Source organism: Sphingopyxis sp. 550B (genome assembly GCF_057401805.1).
The window spans coordinates 256680-276907 of record NZ_CM171610.1; the positions used below are offsets into that span (position 1 = coordinate 256680).

Annotated in this window: 21 protein-coding genes and 1 pseudogene; 9 read left to right on the plus strand and 13 right to left on the minus strand. The window is 67.8% G+C overall.

The features are described 5' to 3' along the window. Positions 1 to 3 precede the first annotated feature (3 nt). Positions 4 to 189: a hypothetical protein gene (locus AC2S9W_RS01220; protein WP_486571509.1), complete on the minus strand. Its 186-nt coding sequence runs from the start codon at positions 187 to 189 to the stop codon at positions 4 to 6. A gap of 79 nt (positions 190 to 268) precedes the next feature. Between AC2S9W_RS01220 and AC2S9W_RS01225 the strand changes: the two genes are divergently transcribed. Beyond that, positions 269 to 1102: a class I SAM-dependent methyltransferase gene (locus tag AC2S9W_RS01225; RefSeq protein ID WP_486571510.1), complete on the plus strand. Its 834-nt coding sequence runs from the start codon at positions 269 to 271 to the stop codon at positions 1100 to 1102. Beyond that, positions 1099 to 1884 (plus strand): leucyl/phenylalanyl-tRNA--protein transferase, encoded by a 786-nt coding sequence (aat, locus tag AC2S9W_RS01230; RefSeq protein WP_486572052.1) that lies wholly within the window; start codon positions 1099 to 1101, stop codon positions 1882 to 1884. The genes AC2S9W_RS01225 and aat overlap by 4 nt, the downstream gene beginning before the upstream one ends. 44 nt (positions 1885 to 1928) lie before the next feature. Here aat and AC2S9W_RS01235 read toward each other — a convergent pair. The 4 genes and pseudogenes from AC2S9W_RS01235 to AC2S9W_RS01250 form a co-directional block, all read right to left on the minus strand. After that, positions 1929 to 2165 (minus strand): annotated as a pseudogene (locus AC2S9W_RS01235) (DUF2155 domain-containing protein); the annotation flags it as partial. 164 nt (positions 2166 to 2329) lie between these two features. After that, positions 2330 to 2716: an NADH:ubiquinone oxidoreductase subunit NDUFA12 gene (locus AC2S9W_RS01240; RefSeq protein ID WP_486571511.1), complete on the minus strand. Its 387-nt coding sequence runs from the start codon at positions 2714 to 2716 to the stop codon at positions 2330 to 2332. A gap of 90 nt (positions 2717 to 2806) precedes the next feature. Next, on the minus strand, positions 2807 to 3253 hold the full coding sequence (locus AC2S9W_RS01245) for a DUF192 domain-containing protein (RefSeq protein WP_082797186.1): 447 nt from the start codon (positions 3251 to 3253) through the stop codon (positions 2807 to 2809). Between the two features lie 44 nt (positions 3254 to 3297). Next, a complete protein-coding gene (locus AC2S9W_RS01250; RefSeq protein WP_486571512.1) occupies positions 3298 to 3828 on the minus strand; it encodes a regulatory protein RecX in 531 nt (176 codons plus the stop codon). Positions 3829 to 4051: 223 nt separating this feature from the next. On the opposite strand from AC2S9W_RS01250, the gene AC2S9W_RS01255 reads away from it, so the two are divergent. The 3 genes from AC2S9W_RS01255 (at position 4052) to AC2S9W_RS01265 (ending at position 9028) form a co-directional block, all read left to right on the plus strand. Beyond that, on the plus strand, positions 4052 to 5812 hold the full coding sequence (locus tag AC2S9W_RS01255; protein ID WP_486571513.1) for a fatty acyl-AMP ligase: 1761 nt from the start codon (positions 4052 to 4054) through the stop codon (positions 5810 to 5812). Between the two features lie 105 nt (positions 5813 to 5917). Beyond that, positions 5918 to 8272: a putative bifunctional diguanylate cyclase/phosphodiesterase gene (locus AC2S9W_RS01260; RefSeq protein ID WP_486571514.1), complete on the plus strand. Its 2355-nt coding sequence runs from the start codon at positions 5918 to 5920 to the stop codon at positions 8270 to 8272. Between the two features lie 189 nt (positions 8273 to 8461). Beyond that, positions 8462 to 9028: a CHAP domain-containing protein gene (locus tag AC2S9W_RS01265; protein WP_486571515.1), complete on the plus strand. Its 567-nt coding sequence runs from the start codon at positions 8462 to 8464 to the stop codon at positions 9026 to 9028. 30 nt (positions 9029 to 9058) lie between these two features. Here the strand turns inward: AC2S9W_RS01265 and AC2S9W_RS01270 are convergent, their stop codons facing one another. From AC2S9W_RS01270 to AC2S9W_RS01285, 4 genes are all read right to left on the minus strand, one after another. Further along, positions 9059 to 9319, minus strand: coding sequence for a DUF3297 family protein (locus AC2S9W_RS01270; protein WP_067111895.1), 261 nt, complete (start codon positions 9317 to 9319; stop codon positions 9059 to 9061). A gap of 75 nt (positions 9320 to 9394) precedes the next feature. Continuing rightward, positions 9395 to 9808, minus strand: coding sequence for a hemerythrin domain-containing protein (locus AC2S9W_RS01275; protein WP_486571516.1), 414 nt, complete (start codon positions 9806 to 9808; stop codon positions 9395 to 9397). Between the two features lie 95 nt (positions 9809 to 9903). Beyond that, positions 9904 to 11736 (minus strand): translational GTPase TypA, encoded by a 1833-nt coding sequence (gene typA / locus AC2S9W_RS01280; RefSeq protein ID WP_486571517.1) that lies wholly within the window; start codon positions 11734 to 11736, stop codon positions 9904 to 9906. Between the two features lie 95 nt (positions 11737 to 11831). Beyond that, a complete protein-coding gene (locus tag AC2S9W_RS01285) occupies positions 11832 to 12488 on the minus strand; it encodes a 5'-methylthioadenosine/S-adenosylhomocysteine nucleosidase family protein (protein WP_067111889.1) in 657 nt (218 codons plus the stop codon). 313 nt (positions 12489 to 12801) lie between these two features. On the opposite strand from AC2S9W_RS01285, the gene AC2S9W_RS01290 reads away from it, so the two are divergent. The 3 genes from AC2S9W_RS01290 to AC2S9W_RS01300 all read left to right on the plus strand — a co-directional run bounded on the left by AC2S9W_RS01290 (position 12802) and on the right by AC2S9W_RS01300 (position 15795). Then, positions 12802 to 13761: a bile acid:sodium symporter family protein gene (locus AC2S9W_RS01290; protein WP_067111913.1), complete on the plus strand. Its 960-nt coding sequence runs from the start codon at positions 12802 to 12804 to the stop codon at positions 13759 to 13761. 74 nt (positions 13762 to 13835) lie between these two features. Next, positions 13836 to 15047 carry a toxic anion resistance protein gene (locus AC2S9W_RS01295; protein WP_067111886.1) on the plus strand — a complete coding sequence of 404 codons (1212 nt, stop codon included), beginning with the start codon at positions 13836 to 13838 and terminating at the stop codon, positions 15045 to 15047. Positions 15048 to 15063: 16 nt separating this feature from the next. Further along, on the plus strand, positions 15064 to 15795 hold the full coding sequence (locus AC2S9W_RS01300; protein WP_255211498.1) for a hypothetical protein: 732 nt from the start codon (positions 15064 to 15066) through the stop codon (positions 15793 to 15795). A 15-nt stretch (positions 15796 to 15810) separates the two neighbouring features. Here AC2S9W_RS01300 and AC2S9W_RS01305 read toward each other — a convergent pair whose 3' ends face one another. From AC2S9W_RS01305 to AC2S9W_RS01315, 3 genes are all read right to left on the minus strand, one after another. Further along, entirely contained in the window at positions 15811 to 16245 is a 435-nt protein-coding gene (locus AC2S9W_RS01305) for a CBS domain-containing protein (RefSeq protein WP_212598353.1), read from the minus strand. A 35-nt stretch (positions 16246 to 16280) separates the two neighbouring features. Then, entirely contained in the window at positions 16281 to 17075 is a 795-nt protein-coding gene (locus AC2S9W_RS01310) for a Crp/Fnr family transcriptional regulator (RefSeq protein WP_486571518.1), read from the minus strand. Between the two features lie 180 nt (positions 17076 to 17255). Then, positions 17256 to 17912, minus strand: a complete 657-nt coding sequence (locus tag AC2S9W_RS01315) for a DUF4142 domain-containing protein (RefSeq protein ID WP_067111874.1) — start codon at positions 17910 to 17912, stop codon at positions 17256 to 17258. A gap of 270 nt (positions 17913 to 18182) precedes the next feature. Between AC2S9W_RS01315 and AC2S9W_RS01320 the strand changes: the two genes are divergently transcribed. Continuing rightward, the gene (locus tag AC2S9W_RS01320) at positions 18183 to 18479 is read left to right on the plus strand and encodes a plasmid stabilization protein (RefSeq protein WP_067186191.1); all 297 of its coding nucleotides are present in this window, start codon (positions 18183 to 18185) and stop codon (positions 18477 to 18479) included. Positions 18480 to 18976: 497 nt separating this feature from the next. Here the strand turns inward: AC2S9W_RS01320 and AC2S9W_RS01325 are convergent, their stop codons facing one another. Beyond that, the gene (locus AC2S9W_RS01325) at positions 18977 to 20173 is read right to left on the minus strand and encodes a glycoside hydrolase family 130 protein (RefSeq protein WP_420854251.1); all 1197 of its coding nucleotides are present in this window, start codon (positions 20171 to 20173) and stop codon (positions 18977 to 18979) included. Between the last annotated feature and the right edge of the window lie 55 nt (positions 20174 to 20228).

Sequence of the window (20228 nt, forward strand, 5' to 3'; positions counted from 1 at the left end):
CGGTTATGGCTTCAACGCAAAGGCCGCGGCGAACAGCGCCACCGCGATGCTGGCGAGCGCGATGCCGCGCCACGGCATGAAGCCGACCCGGTCGACGTCACGCCGGTGCTTGCGGCGCCATTCGGCAATTTCGGCAATGCCGAACAGCACCACCGCCCCGATGCTGACCGACAGCATGGACACTTGCATCGACGCGCTTCCCTTCGCACTATGGACCTTCCCCAGCAGGACCGGCCCCGCCGGCCCCTGCCAGCCGAAAGGTGCCGATATGCGTCATTTTCGTCCCGTTGCAATAGCCGCCCTGCTCGCCGCCTCGGCCGCTTGCAGCGCACCCTCGTCCAACGCGACCGCGGGCGAGGCGGCGGCGCAGCCGTCGGACGCGATTGCGGCGGCGGTCGCGGCACCGACACGCACCGCGGCGAACCTGCCGCGCGACGCCTATCGCCACCCCGCCGGGACGCTGGCCTTCTTCGGCGTCACCGGCCGCGACACCGTCGTCGAGCTGTGGCCGGGCGGCGGCTGGTACACCGAAATCCTCGCGCCGCTTGCCAAAGCGGGCGGCGGCACGCTCTATGCCGCGGCGCCATGGGAGCGCGGCCTCAACAAGATCAAGGAATGGCAGGGCGCGCATCCCGACGTCTATGGCGCGGTCAAGCTCGCCGAATTTCCCGCGACCGGCGCCGGTCCGAAGGTGCCCGACGGCAGCGCCGACGTCGTGCTGACCTTCCGCAACGTCCACAACTGGCGCTTCGGCGGCGCCGACAAGACCGCCGACGCGTTCAAGCAGATTTATGCGATGCTGAAACCCGGCGGCGTGCTGGGCGTCGTCGAGCATCGCCTGCCCGAGGAGATGGATTCGGCGCGCGAGGAAAAGAGCGGCTATATGAAGCGCTCGTCGATCGTCGCCTTTGCCGAAGCTGCGGGCTTCCGCCTCGCCGGTGAGAGCGACATCAACGCCAACCCCAAGGACACGCACGATTATGAAAAGGGCGTGTGGACGCTGCCGCCGACGCTGACCGAGGGCGAGAAGGACAAGGACAAATATCTGGCGATCGGCGAATCGGACCGCATGACGCTGAAATTCGTGAAGCCCGCAAGCTGACCAGGCCACTCGACACCATCGACCCCGCGCTGCTGCTCAGCGCCTATGCGCAGGGCCTGTTCCCGATGGCCGACGGGGCGGACGATCCGTCGGTGCATTGGGTCGAGCCGCGGCTACGTGCGATCCTGCCGCTCGACGGCTTCCATCTGTCGCACAGCTTGCGGAAGGTGATCGTCGCCGACCGCTTTCGGGTGACGACCGATACCGCCTTTCCGGCGATGATGGCGCTGTGCGCCGAACCGGCGCCCGACCGGCCGACGACGTGGATCAACCCGATCATCAAGGCGAGCTACGAACGGCTGTTCCGCCTCGGCCACGCGCACAGCGTCGAATGCTGGCTGGGCGACGCGCTGGTCGGCGGCCTCTATGGCGTGTCGCTGGGGCGCGCCTTCTTCGGCGAATCGATGGTCAGCCGCGTGCGCGACGCATCGAAGGTCGCACTGGCGCATCTCGTCGCGCGGCTGAAGGCGGGCGGCTGGCAATTGCTCGACTGCCAGTTCATCACCCCGCACCTGGCGAGCCTCGGCGCGATCGAAATCCCGCAGGCCGCCTATCTCGCGCGGCTCTATTCGGTGTTGTCGGGGGTCGAGGGCGGAGCGGCCGGCGGGGTCGCCGGTGCAGGTGGCGGCGACGGCGCGGCGGGCGCAGCGGTCGTCCCTTCGCCGCCGTTCGTGGCGGGCGACTGGGGCGCGCTCGACACCTTGGGCGCCGCATCCGACTTGGGAGCCGCCCGCGCGACCGGCTCGCCGCCGGGATATGTCATCGCGCAGCTTTTGACGTAGACGTCGAAGATCGGGTGCTGGATCACGTTGCGTTCGGGCCGCTCGCGGAAAATCCAGCCCGAAAAGACGCGATACCATTTGTCGTCGCGCTGATCCTGCACCGACAGCTGGACGAAGGCGCCGGTTTCGGGCGGGTCTTCCCACGGCGCGGTCTGCTCGCAGGCGCGCAGGCGGACGATCGCACGGCCCACGCGCGCCGAATCGCCCGGCTTCATCTCCAGCTCGCGGACCAGCCCGTTGCGCTTGTTGAGCAGGCCGAGCACCGCGACGCGTTCGGCCATCGGTGTCGCCCCCTCGATCCCGCCGACTTCCTGCGGCACGCTTTCGGAGCGCACCGCTTCGGCCTTGTCGACCTTTTTCGCCGGGCCGCGGTCGCAGGCGGCGAGCCCCGTCGCCGCGAGCAGCGCCGCAAGCGCGATCGGAAGCGGGCGCACCACCGCGCGGGTCACTCGGCGCCGGGGCGCCAGGCCTCATAGTCGCCGGTCGCGGCGGCGCGGCGCCCGCCGCGCTCGAGCGCGCCCGCCGGGCGATAGGCGCCGAGGCTGCCGGTCAGGTTCGGCGTCGGCTCGGCCTGCCACGGGCGCGGCGCGGGCAGCGCCTCCGACGGCAGGTCGTCGAGCGTGCCGTGCAGCCAGCCGTGCCATTCGGGGGGCACGCGGCTCGCGTCGTTCGATCCGTTGTAGATCACCCAGCGGCGATTCCCCTTGCGCGCGCGATAATAGCGGTTGCCGAGGCTGTCCTCGCCGACCTTCTCGCCATTTTTCCAGCTGTTCAGCAGCGTGCCGACGGTCGCGCCGTCCCACCAGGTGAAAATCTTGCCGAGGATGCTCATGGCCGTGGCGTTTACAGGCAAGCCGCCGCGCTTCGCAAGCGCGAAAGGTCGGAAAGACCGAGAATCCGGTTCCCAATGAGGGTCAGGGCATCAATTCTTCCACGTCACCGTGGCGGTCTCGTCGATCCCGAGCCGGGCGGCCGTTCCGCCCGCGAGTTCGAGCACCGCCGCGACGTCGCCGCCGCTGACCACCGGTTCGAGCGATTCGGGGATCGTGTTCTCGGCAATGCGGTCGATGCTGCCGTCGGCACGGATGAAGATCATGTCAAGCGGGATCAGCGTGTTCTTCATCCAGAAGCTCGCCGGTCGCGGGGGGGTGAAGGGAAAGATCATGCCGCCATCGGCGGGCAGGCTGGTGCGAAACATCAGGCCGCGCGCCTGCTCCTCGGCGGTGCGTGCGACCTCGACCTGGAACTTGTGCTGCACGCCTTTCATCGCGACGGTCAGTGGGACCGTCGCGCTCTGCGACTGGGCGTCCGAATCCTTGGCACAGGCCGTCACCGGCAGCGCCAGCACCAGGGCAAAGGCGGTCATCATCGCACGCATTCGGCAGTTCCTTTCGCCGGCCAATCGGGCTTTTCCTAATCGAGCGCCGCCTCGCCGTCCAGCGCCGCGAGCGCCGCATCGTCGCCGGGCGCGATCGCAAGGATGCGCCGCGCCAGCGTGGGCGCATGTCCCGCGCGGACGAAAGCCGCGACCTGCCGCTCGCGCTGCGCCGGATCGTCGGCCGCGCGCGTCGCAAAAGGGCCGAAGCGCCGCCGCCGCGCGAAACCGACCGCCGCCGCAAGCGCGCGCTCCTCGGCCTCGGCGATCGCTTCGCCGCTGTCCTCGTCCGCGATGCCGTCGACGAAAAGCTGCGCCTTCACTCGCCGCACGCCCAACCCGCGGCGCGTCATCGCCCCCGCGCGCATCGCGGCATATTGACGGTCGTCGAGGAAGCGCAGCCGCTCCATCCGGTCGGCGACCGCCTCGCACGCCGCCATGGCGTCGGCATCGCCCTGCCATTCGGATTCGCGGACCTTGCGGGCCAGATAGCGCGTCAATTTGGCGCGGCTCGTCGCGAATCGCGCGACATAGGCGAGCGCCAGTTCGTCGAGCCGGGCTGCGTACAACGGCTTTTTCCGACGGTCGGATGGAACGCGGCTATGCGACATATGCCATGTTTATGCCACAGTCGGGCCCGATTGAGAACGACCAGCGCCGCCATATCGGGCCGATAAGGCCCGAAAATGGGCGATTTGTTCGAACTGCAAGGGATCGCGCAGCCCAGTCATGGCCGAAAAAGATGACATGCTTGTTGCCGCGCGTCCCGCATCCCGGGACCTCGCACCCCCTATGACCCAAAAAAACAACGTCGCACCGAATGATACCGTCGCGCCGACCCCGACGCCCACCGAATGCGCGCAGCCGCGCCGTTTTTCGGATTTCACCACCGTCGGCGAAGCCCTCGCCTATGCCGCCGCGGGCACGCGCGGGCTCAATTTCCACGATCCGCGCGGGCGCCTCGTGCGCGCCTACAGCTATCGCGAGCTGCGCGACGACGCGATCGCCACCGCCTATCGGCTGATCGCGGCGGGCATCCGGCCCGGCGACCGCATCGCGCTGATCGCCGAGACCGGCGCCGAATTCGCCGCGCTGTTCTTCGGCACCATCCACGCCGGCGCCTGGCCGGTGCCGCTGCCGCTGCCCACCAGTTTCGGCGGCCGCGATTCCTATGTCGGCCAGCTCGTCGTCCAGCTCGAAAGCTGCGACCCCGCGCTGCTCTTCTTCCCGCCCGACATCGCCGCGATGGCGATCGAGGCAGCCGAGGCAAAGGGCGTGACGCCCGTCGACTGGGACGAATTCGCCGCGCGCCCGGCGCCGGTCGCCCCGCTGCCCGAACAGAAGAGCGACGAAACCTGCTACCTTCAATACAGCAGCGGCTCGACGCGATTCCCGCACGGCGTGGCGGTCACCCATGCCGCGCTGCTCAACAATCTCGCCGCGCATGCGCACGGCATGAAATTGCAGGACAGCGACCGCTGCGTGTCGTGGCTGCCCTGGTATCACGACATGGGGCTGGTCGGCTGCTTCCTGTCGCCGGTCGCCAATCAGGTGTCGGTCGATTATCTCAAGACCGAGGATTTCGCGCGCCGGCCGCTCGCCTGGCTCGACCTCATCAGCCGCAACGAGGGCACGACGCTCAGCTATTCGCCGACCTTCGGCTACGACATCTGCGCCCGCCGCATCTCCAGCCAGACCAATGTCGCCGACCGCTTCGACCTGTCGCGCTGGCGCGTCGCGGGCAACGGCGCCGACATGATCCGCCCCGACGTGATGCAGGCCTTCGTCGACGCCTTTGCCGAAGCGGGTTTCCAGGCCGGCGCCTTCCTGCCGAGCTATGGCCTCGCCGAGGCGACGCTCGCGGTCAGCATCATGCCGCCGGGCGAAGGGATCGTCGTCGAGTTGGTCGAGGAGACCGAACTGTCGGGCGCCGCGGGCAACGGCGACCGCCCGACCCGCTATCGCGCGATCGTCAATTGCGGCCGCGCGGTGCGCGACATGACGATCGAGGTGCGCGACGAGGAAGGCCATGTCCTGCCCGACCAGACGGTCGGCAAGGTGTGGTGCACCGGTCCGTCGCTGATGACCGGCTATTACCGCGATCCCGATGCGACCGCCGCCTGCATGCAGGACGGCTGGCTCGACACCGGCGACATGGGTTATCTGTCCGACGGCTACATCTATATCGTCGGCCGGGCCAAGGACATGATCATCATCAACGGCAAGAATCACTGGCCGCAGGATATCGAATGGGCGGTCGAGCAGCTGCCCGGCTTCAAGTCCGGCGACATCGCCGCCTTCGCGATCACCGCCCCCGGAGGCGAGGAAACGCCCGCCGTGCTCGTCCAGTGCCGCACCAGCGACGAGGCCGAGCGCGTCGCGCTGCGCGAGGCGATCCGCGACCGCGTCCGCGCGATCACCGGCATGAACTGCCTCGTCGAGCTGATCCCGCCGCGCACCCTGCCGCGCACCAGCTCGGGCAAGCTCAGCCGGTCGAAGGCGCGCGCGCAATATCTGGCGGGCGAGATTCAGCCCTTTGCCATCGCCGCCTGACGGCGGGCCCGTTCGGCGCCCGATTCGCTCCATCCCGACACGAAAGCGCCGGGACGGAGCGGGCGCAGTTACCTTCGGGTAACCCCGCCCCGCTACACAGGCGGCGTGAAAAGCCTGTTGACCGACCAGAATCCGGCCGATGACGTTTCCGTGCGCACCCTGTTGGGACTGGGGGCGTCGCACCGGGACATCGCGCACCTTCGCCAGCTCCAGCTTGCGCCGCTTCGCGGCCGGGGCTCGCTGCGGCTGTGGATGGGCGTCGCGATGGCGCTGATCGCCGCCTTCACCATGGTGCCCCACGTCCGCTCCGTGATCGTCGCCGGCTGGCTCACCTGCGCGCTGAGCTTCAGCCTGTGGTCCTATCGTTCGTTCGCCACCCGGCCGCTGGGCGAAGCGCGGATCGCGGGGCCCGCCGAGTTCGCGCTGTGCAACCGGCACGCCTTCTATTCGGCGCTGCTCTGGACAGTGCCTTTCTGGCTGCAGGGGCTGTCGCCCGGCACCGACCATGCGCTTGCGATGTGGGCGACCACCCTGCTGATGATTCTGACGCTGGCGATGATCGCGCACAGCCTTCCAACCGTGTGCATCCTCTATATCGCGCCGGTCAGCCTGTCGGCGGCCGTTGCGCTCGTCCGCGCCGGCGCGCCCCAGCTCGCCGTCGTCGCGGTCGCCGCGGGCCTGCTCCTAAGCTTCTTCTGCATTCGGTTCGCGCAGAACCATATCCGTTTCCGCCGCGCCGAAGAGGTGCTGCATGAAAAGAGCGAGACGGTCAGCCTGCTGCTGCGCGAATTCGAGGAAACCTCGGCCGACTGGCTGTGGCAGACCGACAGCAACCGCCGCCTCGTCCACGTCTCGCCGCGCCTCGCCTATGCGCTCGGCGCGGCGGCCGACGCGCTCGAGGGACAGCCGCTGGTCCAGGCGCTGTCGGGGGACGCGTGGGAGACGGGGAATTTCCCCCGCAGTCTGCACGATATGGCCGAGCGGATGAAACGGCGCGAAAGCTTTTCCAACCTGATCGTCCCGGTGACGATCGGCGGCAAGCCGCGCTGGTGGGAATTGTCGGCCTCTCCGCGCCTCGACGAGGCGGGCAAATTCCTCGGCTTTCGCGGCGTCGGATCGGACGTGACCGAACAGCGGGTTTCGGCCGAGCAGATCGCCAAGATGGCGCGCTTCGACAATCTGACAGGCCTGCCCAATCGCCTCAGCCTCAACGAGGCGCTAGCCCGCGCGCTCGACCAGGCGCAGAGCGCCCGGTCGCGCTGCGCGCTGCTGATGATCGACCTCGACCGCTTCAAGGCGGTGAACGATACGCTGGGGCACCCGATCGGCGACAAGCTGCTCGCGCAGGTCGCGGCGCGGCTCAAGGGGATGATGGACCGCAGCATGACCTGCGGCCGCCTCGGCGGCGACGAATTCGCGGTGGTGCTGCACCAGGCCCCGTCCGCCGACGAGGCAGAGGAGATGGCGCGGCGGATCATCGCGACGCTCAGCCGCCCCTATGTCGTGGACAACCACCAGCTCTTCGTCGGTGCCAGCGTCGGCTATGCGATCGGCCCGCAGGACGGCGCGACGGTCGAGACGCTGACGCGCAACGCCGACCTCGCGCTCTACAAGTCGAAGGACAAGGGCGGCAACGTCGTCGCCGCCTATGTCGCCTCGCTCCACGCGCAGGCCGAAGAGCGGCGCGTGATGGAGCAGGAACTGCGCGGCGCACTCGATCGCGGGGAATTCGAACTCTATTACCAGCCCGTCGTCACCGCAGAGGACGGGACGCTGAACGGCTTCGAGGCGCTGATCCGCTGGACCAACCAGAAACTCGGCTCCGTCCCACCCGGCCGTTTCATCCCGCTGGCCGAGGATTCGCGGCTGATCGCGCCGATCGGCGAATGGGTGCTGCGTACCGCGTGCCACGAGGCGATGCGCTGGCCCGCGAACCTGAAGGTCGCGATCAACGTGTCGGCTGAACAGCTCACCGACCCCAATTTCGCCTCGGTCGTCGTCTCGGCGCTCGCGCAGTCGGGACTGCCGCCGCACCGGCTAGAGATCGAGGTGACCGAAAGCGTCTTCCTGCGCGATGGCGGCGGCGCGGCGCAGCTTCTCGACCAGCTCATCGGACTCGGCATCCGCCTCAGCCTCGACGATTTCGGCACCGGCTATTCGTCGCTCGGCTATCTTCGCAAGACGCAATTCTCGACGATCAAGGTCGATCGCAGCTTCGTCGTCGGCGCCGCGAAGGGCAGCATCGAATCGATCGCGATCATCCGCGCCGTCGTCGCGCTCGCCGACAGCCTGGGCATGTCGACCACCGCCGAGGGGGCCGAGACCGAGATCGAGGTCGACACGTTGCGCGCACTCGGCTGCAGCAACATCCAGGGCTATTATTACGGGCGCCCGATGCCCGCCGCCGACGTACTGACGCTGTTCCGCCCGCCCGAGAATCTGGCCACAGCCGCGGCGTGACGGGCCGTTCCGGCTGGGCTGGATCGGCGACGATCCGACGGCGTGCCGCGACGAATCGAAAGCCTTAATAAAAGGTTCCCCCGCCCACCGCAGCAGTAGCGCGATTCGTCGCTAGGCAGTTGGTGGCACCCGAAAGCTGCGGCAGGACGCTGCAACGCTTGAAGACAAGCCAAATGGGGGTCGCCTTTCATGCTCCATCGCCGCTTTCTGGGTGCCGTCGCGCTGTGCACCTCGCTGATCGCCAGCGTCCCCGCGATCGCCGCCGACTATCTTCAGTGCGTCCCCTTCGCCCGCGCCGAATCGGGCGTCGAGATCCGCGGCAACGCCAAGACCTGGTGGTCGCAAGCGGCGGGCAGCTATGATCGCGGCCACGAACCCCGCAAGGGTGCGGTGATGGCCTTTGCCGGCACACGCGGCATGCCGTCGGGCCACGTCGCGGTGGTCAAGAAGGTCGTCAGCGACCGCGAAATCCTGATCGATCATGCCAACTGGTCGCCGATCAACGGCCGCCGCGGCCAGATCGAGCGCAACGTCCGTGTCGTCGACGTCAGCGACGCCGGCGACTGGAGCATGGTCCGCGTCTGGTATGCGCCGATCGGCGACCTCGGGCTGCGCGCCAATCCGGTGCAGGGCTTCATCTATGCGGGCGCCGCCGCCCAGCCCGAGCGCAAGGCGTTCGATACGCCGGTGTGGACGCAGAACGACTGGAAGCCCGGCAACGGCCTCGACATCGTCGCCGCCTCGCTCGGCGGCTGAGCCGGCCCTCGCCTGCGGGAGGGGATCGACTTATTCCTCGCCGCTCTCGGCGTCGTCATCTTCGAACCAGGCCTCGACCTCGCCCGACAGCTTGATCGTCATCGGCTGACCGAAACGGTCCTTCGATTTGCCCGCGGCGACGCGGATCCAGCCTTCGGAAATCGAATATTCCTCGACGTCGGTGCGTTCCTTGCCCTTAAAGCGGATACCGATGCCACGCTGCAGCACCTCCATGTCGAAATGCGGTGAGCGCGGATTGGTCGACAGGCGGTCGGGGGGCGTATCGGTCATCGTCAATCTCCAGAAACTGCCGCGCGGCTAGGCGAGGATGGCCGGCAAATCAAGCATTGTCGGCACGAATCGCGCCTATTCGGCGACGGGATAGAGGTCCCGTTCCTCGCGCGCCATGCGTCGGCGCAGCGCAGCGAGGATCGCCCGCGTCTCGCGGCGAAACCGCGGCCATTCCGCCGCGATCCGCCCGGTGGGCCACAGGCCGTCATAGCGCGCATATTCGTCGGCGAGGGTGCCGATCTCCGCCACGAAAAGCTGCGCCAGATCGGCAAGCGCGGGATCGCCACTGTCGCGCAGGCGCGGATAGAGCGCCCAGTCCTCGCATTTCAGGTGGCGGACCAGCGTATCGCGGAACAGGCCGCGCACCGCCTCGATCTCGGTCGGCCGCGGCGGTTCGGCGGCGGCGACCAAATCGAGCAGATATTGCGACAAAGTGGCCAGCGCGGCATGCTCGTCCCGCAGGCGGCGCGTCTCCCCGGCGATATGCATGGGCCCCTCTTTTACCGAGCGGTCCCTCGCATTCGGCCCTAGACCGCCGCCGTGAAAAGACGGTTAACGCAAGCCTCGCCGGCCTGTCCTGCCGCCTATGCCGCTTCCTTCTTGCGCGCCGCCTTCTTGCGCTCGTGCGGGTCGAGGATCGCCTTGCGCAGGCGGATGTTCTTCGGCGTCACCTCGACCATCTCGTCGTCGTCGATATAAGCGATCGCCTGTTCGAGCGTCATCCGGCGCGGCGGTGTCAGGCGGATCGCGTCGTCCTTGCCCGTCGAGCGGAAGTTGGTGAGCTGCTTCGACTTCATCGGGTTGACCTCGAGGTCGTCGGGCTTCGCATTCTCGCCGATGATCATCCCCTCATAGAGCGCCTCGCCGGGCGAGACGAAGAGGATGCCGCGTTCTTCGAGCGGGCCGAGCGCATAGGCCACCGCCTCGCCCGCGCCGTTCGAGATCAGGACGCCGTTCTTGCGGCCCTCGATCGCGCCCTTGTAGGGGCCGTATCGGTCGAACAGGCGGTTCATGATGCCGGTGCCGCGCGTGTCGGACAGGAATTCGCCGTGATAGCCGATCAGGCCGCGCGACGGGCCGCTGAAGGTGATGCGCGTCTTGCCGCCGCCCGACGGACGCATGTCGGTCAGCTCGGCCTTGCGCACCTGCATCTTCTCGACCACCGTGCCGCTGTGCTCGTCGTCGACGTCGATGACCACGGTTTCATAGGGCTCGGTGCGCTGGCCGTTCTCGTCGGTCTGATACAGCACCCTCGGACGGCTGATGCCCAGTTCGAAGCCTTCGCGGCGCATCGTCTCGATAAGGACGCCGAGCTGCAATTCGCCGCGCCCCGCGACCTCGAAGCTGTCCTTGTCGGCGCTTTCGGTGATGCGGATCGCGACGTTGGTCTCGGCCTCGCGCATCAGGCGATCGCGGATCATCCGGCTCGTCACCTTGCTGCCCTCGCGCCCCGCCATCGGCGAATCATTGACCGCGAAACGCATCGACAGCGTCGGCGGATCGATCGGCTGCGCGGCGATCGGCTCGCTGACGCTCGGGTCGGCGATGGTGTTCGCGACGGTCGCGTTGGTCAGTCCCGCGATCGCCACGATGTCGCCCGCGCGGGCTTCCTCGACCGGCACGCGGTCGAGCCCGCGAAAGGCGAGCAGCTTCGACGCGCGGCCCGTCTCGATCACCTTGCCGTCGGCGTCGAGCGCATGGATCGGCTGATTGACCTTGATCGTCCCCGACTGGACGCGCCCCGTCAGCACGCGGCCGATGAAATTGTCGCGGTCGAGCAGCGTCGCGAGGAAGGAGAAGGGCCCGTCGGCGTCGAGACCCGGCGCGGGCACATGGCCCACGATCGTCTGGAACAGCGGCGTGAAATCGCCGTCGCGCGCCTCCGGATCGGGCGAGGCGAAGCCCGAGCGGCCCGAAGCGTAGAGGATCGGGAAATCGAGCTGCTCGTCGCTCGCGTCGAGCGTCAGGAACAGCTCGAACACCTCGTCGAGCACTTCGGCGGGACGCGCGTCGCTGCGGTCGATCTTGTTGACGACGACGATCGGACGCAGACCGAGCGCCAGCGCCTTGCCGGTGACGAACTTGGTCTGCGGCATCGGCCCTTCGGCCGCGTCGACGAGCAGGATGACACCATCGACCATCGACAGGATGCGCTCGACCTCGCCGCCGAAGTCGGCGTGGCCCGGCGTGTCGACGATGTTGATCCGCGTCGTGTCCGCGCCCTCACCCCATTCGACCGAGGTGCATTTGGCGAGGATGGTGATCCCGCGTTCCTTTTCGAGATCGCCCGAATCCATCGCGCGCTCATCGACGCGCTGATTATCGCGGAAGGTGCCCGACTGGCGGAAAAGCTGGTCGACAAGGGTTGTCTTGCCATGATCGACGTGCGCGATAATGGCGATATTACGCAATGACATCAGAAAATACCTTAACGGGGGTATGGCGGCGCTGCGCCGCACTTCGGCGGCGCGCCTAGCGAATTTGCTGCTGCGGCGCAACAAAATTGCCGATATCACAGCATCGCGATCAGCCGCTCGACCTCCATCGCCGCGGCGCGGGCGGCGCGGACGAGGTTCGCGTGAAAGTCGCGGCTGCTTCCCTCGTCCGCCGTATCGGTGACAGCCTTGACCGCCGCCCACGGCTTGCCGAGCCGCGCGGCGACCTGCGCGACGGCGCCCACCTCCATATCGACGAGCGTCGCGCCAAGGCCGCGCACGAGCCCGGCCGCCACGTCGGGGCAGGCGATGAAGCTGTCGCCGCTCGCGATTCGCGCATGCGGCAGGCCCAGCCCGGGATCGGGCATGGCAGCGAAATGCGCCTCGCCCACCTCTCCCGCCGGCCATTCGCCCGCGCGATAGCGGTCGAAGCGGTCGGGACGCACCGTGCCGTAATCATGCTGCACCGCCTCGGCGAGCCAATAGGCGCGTCCCGCTTCGGCATCGAGCGCGCCGCAGGTCCCGCTCATCAGCAACAGGTCGGCGTCGCCGCCGAACAGGCCGGCGGCAAGCGCCGCATGGACCTTGCCGAGCCCACAGGTCGCAACGGCGAGGGCATGCCCCCGCACCGCAAGGCGGCGGATGGCGAAGCCATCGGCGGTGCGCACGCCCTCCCCGGGGAAAAGGGCGTCCGCCTCTTCGGGGAGCGCGGCGAGGATGAGGATGCGGGACATGGACGCCCTGTAGCGACGGCATCGTCGGATGGAAAAGGATTCGCGCAGGCGCGCGCAGGAAATCTCTGTCCTGCAAAACCGCGCGGCGCCAGCCTCTCCACTCGATGCCGAAAATCCCGCTCTCGCCGCGCCGCCTGTCCCCTCGCGCGCCCACGAGGCTGCGCTCGCCCGGCAACGGCCAAAGCTACAAAGGGCACCCGCGGCGCCGTCCCGGCGCGGAGCGCTGGGTCCTGTACCCGATTCATCTTCCCGCGGGGGGAGCGCCTGTTGACGAGTCTTGCCAATCCCCGCGCATCCCGCCATCGCCCCGATCATGCTCGCACGCATCTTCCCCGACCGCTTCGTCCCCGTCCTGCTCGCGACGATCCTGATCGCCAGCCTGCTGCCGGTGCGCGGCGAGGCGGTGCCCGTAGCGCAGGGCGTGTCGACCGCGGCGATCGTCCTGCTCTTCTTCCTCAACGGTGTGCGGCTGCCGCGCGACGAGGTGCTGCACGGCGTCCGCAACTGGAAGCTGCAGGGCGCTGGCCTCGCCTTCTGCTTCGGCGGCATGGCGCTGCTCGGCGTTGTCGCGCAGGCAGCGACCGCGCCCTTCCTGCCCGCGACCCTGGCGCTTGGCTTCCTCTTCCTCGGCATCCTGCCTTCGACCGTCCAGTCGGCAACCGCATCGAGCAGCATGGCGGGCGGCAATGTCGCGGCGAGCGTCGTCGCCGCCGCGCTGCTCAACCTGACCGGGGTCATCGCTTCCCCGCTCCTCTTCGCCGCGCTCGCGGGGAGCGCGGGCGCGATCAGCGGCGCGGCGGCGCTGCGCATCGCCCTGATCCTGCTGCTGCCCTTCGTCGCGGGGCAGGCGGCGCAGCGCTGGCTGCGTCCCTGGGTGCTGCGGCATCGCGAACTGGCGACCTTCATGGATCGCACCTCGATCGCCATCGCGGTCTATGTCGCCTTTTCCGCGGCGGTGGTCGGCGGCATCTGGACCCGGCTCGACGGCCGCGAGATCGGCATCACCTTCGCCGCGGTTGCGGCGCTGCTCGCGCTGGCCTTTGCGGCCGCCTGGGCCCTGGGCGGGCTGCTGCGCCTGCGCCGGCCCGACCGCGTCACCCTGCTCTTCGCGGGCGCGCAGAAAAGCATCGCGGTGGGCGCGCCGCTCGCCGCGACGCTCTTTCCCCCGGCCATCGCGGGCGTGGTGCTGGTGCCGATCCTCGTCTATCATATGGCGCAGCTCATCCTCTCCGCGTGGATCGCGCCGTTCCTGAATCGGCCGCAAGAGGTGTGATGCTTGAACAACACAGTGCCGCGTGCCATATAGGCTTCGGCCCAGAGCCGACTTGAGGGCTGGAAGGAAGTGGAATGAGCGAAGACACCGCGACGGCGACCGCCACCGATGAACTGAAGCTGACGCCGCCCGAACCTGTCCCGGCCGTGTCGCCCGAAAAGGCCGCCGGGCTGGTGCCGCTGTCGACCGAGCAGAAATCGAAGCTGGAGGAACGCGTCGACAGCTTCATCGACGATCTCGTCGCGCAGGACGAGAATTCGCCCGAGTTCGGCAAGCGCATCGACCAGATCACCAACATGGGCCGCAAGGAGATGCTGGAGGCGGCGAGCCACAGCAACCGCTTCCTCGACCGCCCGGTCCGGGCGATGGACCGCGACACCGACATCGGCCAGAATCTGATCGAACTGCGCACCACCGTCGAACGGCTCGACCCGTCGGCGAACGGCAAGCTGCTGACCAAGCGCGGTTTCCTCGACAAGATCTTTGGCAGCAAGGTCAGCAATTATTTCGCGCAGTATCGCAGCGCCCAGACTCACATCAGCGGCATCCTGACCGCGCTCGCCAACGGCAAGGACGAGCTGCTGATGGACAATGCCGCCATCGACGTCGAACGCCGCAAGATGTGGGAATCGATGGGCAAGCTGGAGCAGATGGTCCACATCGCGAACACGCTCGACCAGCGGCTCGAGGCGAAGGCGAACGAACTCGACGGCAGCGACCCGGCCAAGGCGAAGATCCTGCGCGAAAATGCGCTCTTCTATGCCCGCCAGCGCACGCAGGACCTGCTGACCCAGATGGCGGTGACGGTGCAGGGCTATCTCGCGCTCGACCTCGTCAAGAAGAACAATGTCGAACTGGTGAAGGGGGTCGACCGCGCCAGCACGACCACCGTCGGCGCGCTCAAGACCGCGATCACCGTGGCGCAGGCGATGACCAACCAGAAGCTGGTGCTCGAACAGATCACCGCGCTCAACACGACGACGGCGAACATCATCGACGGCACGTCGAAGATGCTCAAGGACAACACCGCGCGCATCCACGAACAGGCGGCATCGAGCACGATCCCGATGGAGACGCTGAGCCGCGCCTTCCAGAACATTTACGACACGATGGACGCGATCGACACCTTCAAGCTGAAGGCGCTCGACACGATGAAGACGACGGTGACGGCGCTGGAAGGCGAGGTCGCCAAGTCGAAGGGCTATATCGCGCGCGCCGAGGGCGCGAGCCAGGCACAGGCGAGCGTCGGCGGCGCCGACAGCCCGCTCGCGGCGCTCGAGGGCTGACGAGGCTGCGATGGCGATGAGCGAGACCGACCAGACGATCATGCTCGGCAATGCCGCGATCGAGCGGTCGCGCGAACGCCGACGGCCGATCGGCACCAAGAGCATGGCGCTGCGCCGCCAGCATCTGTTCCGGAAGATCGGCCGCATCTGCATGGCGGGCGGCGCGGTGCTGATCGCGGCGGCGCTGTTCGGTATGCTGATCCGGCCGCTCGGCTTTGCCGGGGTGATGGCGGTCACGCTGCTGCTGATCGGGGTCGCAATCCTGTTCGGCAAATGGCCGCCCTTCCCCGAGCCGCGCCAGGCCGACTTGCCCAAGGCCGACCTCAAGCAGCTCGCGGGGCGTACCGAGATATGGCTGGAGGCGCAGCGCCCCGCGCTCCCCGCGCCGGCGCGCCAACTCGTCGACGGCATCGGCGTCCAGCTCGACCTGCTCGCGCCGCAGCTCCAGACGCTCGACCCCGCGACCCCGGCGGCCGGCAACATCCGCAAGCTGGTCGGCGAGGATCTGCCCGAGCTGGTCGCGGGCTATCAGCGCATCCCCGCCGGGCTGCGCGGCGAGGCGCATGCCGGGCGTACCCCCGACGAAACGCTGGTCGGCGGCCTCAGGATGCTCGAACGCGAGATCGGCGAGGCCGCGCGCAGTCTGGCCGCGGGCGAACTCGACAAGCTCGCGACGCGCGAGCGCTATCTCCAGCTCAAATATCAGGGACTGGAGGCGGAAGACGGGGGCGACGCGCCGACGTCCTGACCGAACCCCGGCGCCTTACAGGCGCTGCGAATGGTGTTCGCTGGGCTGCGCGATATCGCCGAGCGCCTCGCCGGCCGCAGGCGCCGCGCCGTTCGTCGCAAGATCGCTGAGCGACACCACGCCGACCAGCCGCTTGTCGCGGTCGAGAACGGGCAGGCGGCGCACCTGCAGCGTGCCCATCGTGTGGAGCACCTTCTCGACCTCATCCTCGGCGAAGCAATAGCGCACCTCGTCACTCATCACCTCCTCAACGCCCGCGGACGGGGCGAGTCCCATGCCGACGCCGCGAATGGCGATGTCGCGGTCGGTGACAATGCCGATCAGCTCATCCTTGTCGGCGACGGGCAGGAATCCCGAATCCATTTCCGCCATCAGTTGCGCCGCGGACTGGAGCGAATTGTCGAGCGACAGGACGCATATGTTCCGGCTCATGCAATCGGCGACCTTCATGTCTCTCTCCTTCATGCCGCCCCCCGGCACCAAAATCACATCCTGCGCGCTGGCACGGACGCCTGCAGGATGGGAGCCGCCAGCGGCAAGCGGCCCAGCGGCGCCACCGTCTCGACGGGCTCGAACAGCGGCGCGACGCGCTCGGCGGCGGAGGGGGCTTCGTTGAAATGGAGGTAGTTTGCGTTGAATGACGCGAGCGCCGCCAGCCCCTCGAAGTCGGAAAGCTCCAGCCGCAGCTGTCGGATCTCGACCCCGCAGCACCGGCGCAGTTCCTGAATCGTGCGGTTGACATGAACCTGGGTCAGGCCGGTCGCCTCCGCGATCTGCCACTGGGTGAGCAGGAAATCGCACGCGCCGGCATTCGGCGGCGCCTTGCCGCGCTGGCGGACATACAGCTCGCACAGCAGGTGCGCGACGCGCTCCTGCGCGTTGCGCTGCCCGATGCTGATCATCCATTCGCGCTGGATCGCGCCGGCGACAAGCTCGCTCCAGCAGAATATCTGCGAAAGGCTGGGGCAGCGGTGCAGCAGGTCGCACGCCTCAGCGCGCCCGATCTCCGCCACACACAGGCGGCGGACCGCGGCGAGCGAATGATCGCTGCGGCTGACGGTGAACAGGTCGAGGTCGCAAAGCTGGCCGGGCAGATAGAGCGCCAGTATCTGGCGCCGGCCATCGGGAAGCTGCTTGTATTTCTGCGCCCACCCGTCGAGCACGACATGCAGCGCCCGCGGCCGTTCGCCCTCGCGGATCAGATCGGCGCCCTTGCCATGATCGCGGGCGTTACGCGCCAGGCAGGCCTCCCAAGCGATGCGTTCGCGCGGCGTCAGCAAGACTGTCGAGAATTTCGCGGAAAGGCATGGAATGGTACCTCGGAACCGGTCCGGATGATGAACCCCCGATGTACGGGGGTCCCTCACCCATGTTAGCCGGGCGCTCGCTTCGTCGCGATTCGCGCCCGGCCCGTTCGACGATTCCGGCCCCCGCCCGCCGCGACGGACAAGATCGCGGCGCTACTGCGCGGGCGTCTTGTCCACAGGCGCGGCCGGCGGCGGTGCTGCGGGGGTCGACGGGGCGGTACCCGTCGCCGCAGCGTTGCGGGCGGGAACGTCGATGCCGCGCAGCATCGAGAGATGCCCGTCGACCACCGTCGCGGTCGCCTGCGCGAAATCGCGCAGCGCATCCTGCGTTCCGCTGTCGGCATAGCCGTTGAGTTCGGCAAGCGCCGCCTCGTGCGCCCGCATCTGCTGTTCCTTGTAGAGGCTGTCGAAATCGTCGGCGGTTGCCGCCCGCAGCGCGGCAAGGTCGGTGCGATGCTGGGCGTTGGGCGACGCGTCCACCGTCAGCCCCTGTGTCGTCGCGGCGGCCTTCAGCTTGGCGCTCGATGCGGTGTGGTCGGTGACCATCTTCGCCGCGAAATCGCGAAGCGCCTTCGACTTCGCCTTGCTCTGCGCGATCTTGGCGGATTCGATTTCGAACTGGTCGCTGGCGGCGATGCGGTTGGCGAAGGTCTGAGGATCGACCGCCGCGATGCTTCCTTCGGTCGGGGTCATCTCTCCGTCGGGCATGGCGCCGCTGTCGTCCTGCCGCGCCTTGTCCGGGCTACCGCAGGCAGCAAGAAGCGCAAGGGGCGCGAGGGCCGCAAGCCCGGTCATGCGTGAATAGGCCATGTTGAGTCTCCCATGTCTGATGCAGGCTCGACGCGGCGCGGCCCGGCAGAGTTCCTGTCGAAGATTATTTTTATTTTTCATAAACTTGATTCAAATTATAAGAATGGGGGCGGCTTTTTTCGGCGCCGCCGGCAACCCTCTGGATCGTCCCGCTTTTTGCATGGAGCGCCCGCGCCCCACCCGTTCGGCGGACAGCGAAACGCGCCGCGTCGCGCGCGGAACCTCGTCCTGGTCGAGCGGTTGTCGGGGAAGAGAGGAAGGAGAGCGATCATGCCCCGCGGCGACAAATCGAGCTATACCGGCAAGCAGAAACGCAAGGCCGAGCATATCGAGGAAGGTTATGAGAAGCGCGGCGTCGGCCATGCCGAGGCCGAGCGCCGCGCCTGGGCGACGGTGAACAAGGAATCGGGCGGCGGCAAGAAATCGGGGTCGGGCCGCGGCAAGAAGGAAAGCCACGCTTCATCGCGCAAGGGCGGCCACAAGGGCGGGTCGAGCCAGAGCGCGGAGAAGCGATCGGCGGCCGCGAAAAAGGGTTGGGAAACGCGCCGCCGCCGCGCCGGAGGCTAACCTCCGCGATGGCGACCGCAAGGACTGGCCCGATACCTATCCCTTCGGGCTGTGATCTTTCGGGTCCGGCTGCAAGCGGGGCGCGCCCGAACGGACAAGTGGCTCAGATTTCTTCGTCATGCTGAACTTGTTTGGCGTTTATACCCCTGAGACAGGGAAGCTGGTGATCCCCGGCGAAAGCCGGGGTCCATGCGAGGCCGCGCTGTGCCATCTGGACCCCGGCTTTCGCCGGGGAGCAGCTACCTGTCCGAAAAGGATCATTGCCAAACAAGTTCAGGGTGACGAAAGGGGAGGAATCAGGGTGACGGAAGGGAGAAACCGCGCCGAAACCCGAATCCCCACAGGCCCTAGACTCTGATGACTTTGGATTGTCCCCCTTCGTCATTGCGACCCCGGACCTGATCCGGGGGAAGCAATCCAGAGCAGTTTGAGCACGCTCTGGATTGCCGCGCGGCTTCGCCGCTCGCAATGACGATCCCATTCGATGGCATCAGGGTCTAAAGCAGCAGGTCGAGCAGGTCGTCGAGCGAGGCGGTGGCGAAACCGATGGCGCTGTCCGAAATCCCGTAGGGGATGAACAGTTCGTCGCCGACGCGCATCGCGCCGCAGGTGTAGACGACATTCGGGACATAGCCCTCGCGGTCGCTTTCCGCAGCGGTCAGGATCGGACAGGCGGTGCGGCCGATCACCCGCGACGGATCGTCGCGGTCGAGCAGCGCGGCGCCCAGGCTGTATTTGCGCATCGCGCCGACGCCGTGGGTTAGCAGAAGCCACCCCTCGTCGCACTCGATCGGGCTGCCGCAATTGCCCATCTGGACGAATTCCCAAGGGAATTCGGGGCTGAGCAGCAGTTCGCCCTCGTCGTCCCAGTGCGTCAGGCTGTCGGACGACAGCAGGGTGACATTCTTGCCGTCCTGCCGCCCGACCATCAGGTAGCGGCCGCCGATCTTGCGCGGGAAGAGCGCCATGCCCTTGTTGCGCGCGGCGCGGCCGGTGAAGGGTTCGAGGCAGAAGCTCGCGAAATCGGTCGTGCGCAGCATTTCCGACCGGATCGCCCGACCCGAATAGGCGGTGTAGGTGCCGATATATTCGCGCCGGCCGTCGTCGTGGGTGAAGGAAACGAGGCGCAGGTCCTCGAGCCCGTTGCGCTGCGCCTCGGTCACGGGGAACAGCACGCTGTTCGATATGGCACTGTCGGGCTGGCGGTGCACGGTCACCGCCTCGTCCGCCTCCATCCGGTGGCGGTCGTCGACCACCGCGGCCATCGCCGGCCCCGATTGCGGCCACAGCCGGAAATCGCCGCCCGGCCCGATCATGCCCTCGCGAAAGGCGATCGAGCTGATATGCCCCTCGCCCACCGCGCGCAGCGACATCAGGAAGCGCTGCTGGCCGCCGCTCAGCCCGCTCTGGTCGGGATGGGGCACGACGCTGGGGTTCATCAGCGCCGCGGCGGCATAGCTGTATTCGTGGCAGAAATAGGCGCCGATCAGCCGCTGCTTGACCGGCGACACCGACGCCCGGGCCAGCCGCACGTCCTCCGCGATCTCGGCAAAACGCTGGTCGAAGATGCGCCCGATCTGCCAGTGGCGTTCCGAAAAATCCTGCCAGACGATATCCAGCTCGGCCTCCGCCTGATCGTCGTCGAGCGTCAATATGTCGCTGACGAGCTGCGCGGCGCGCGAGGGTTCGGACACGCTTGCCTGCCAGGCGAGGTGAAAGGGCCGAAGCACGACCCGCGAAGGGTCCGCG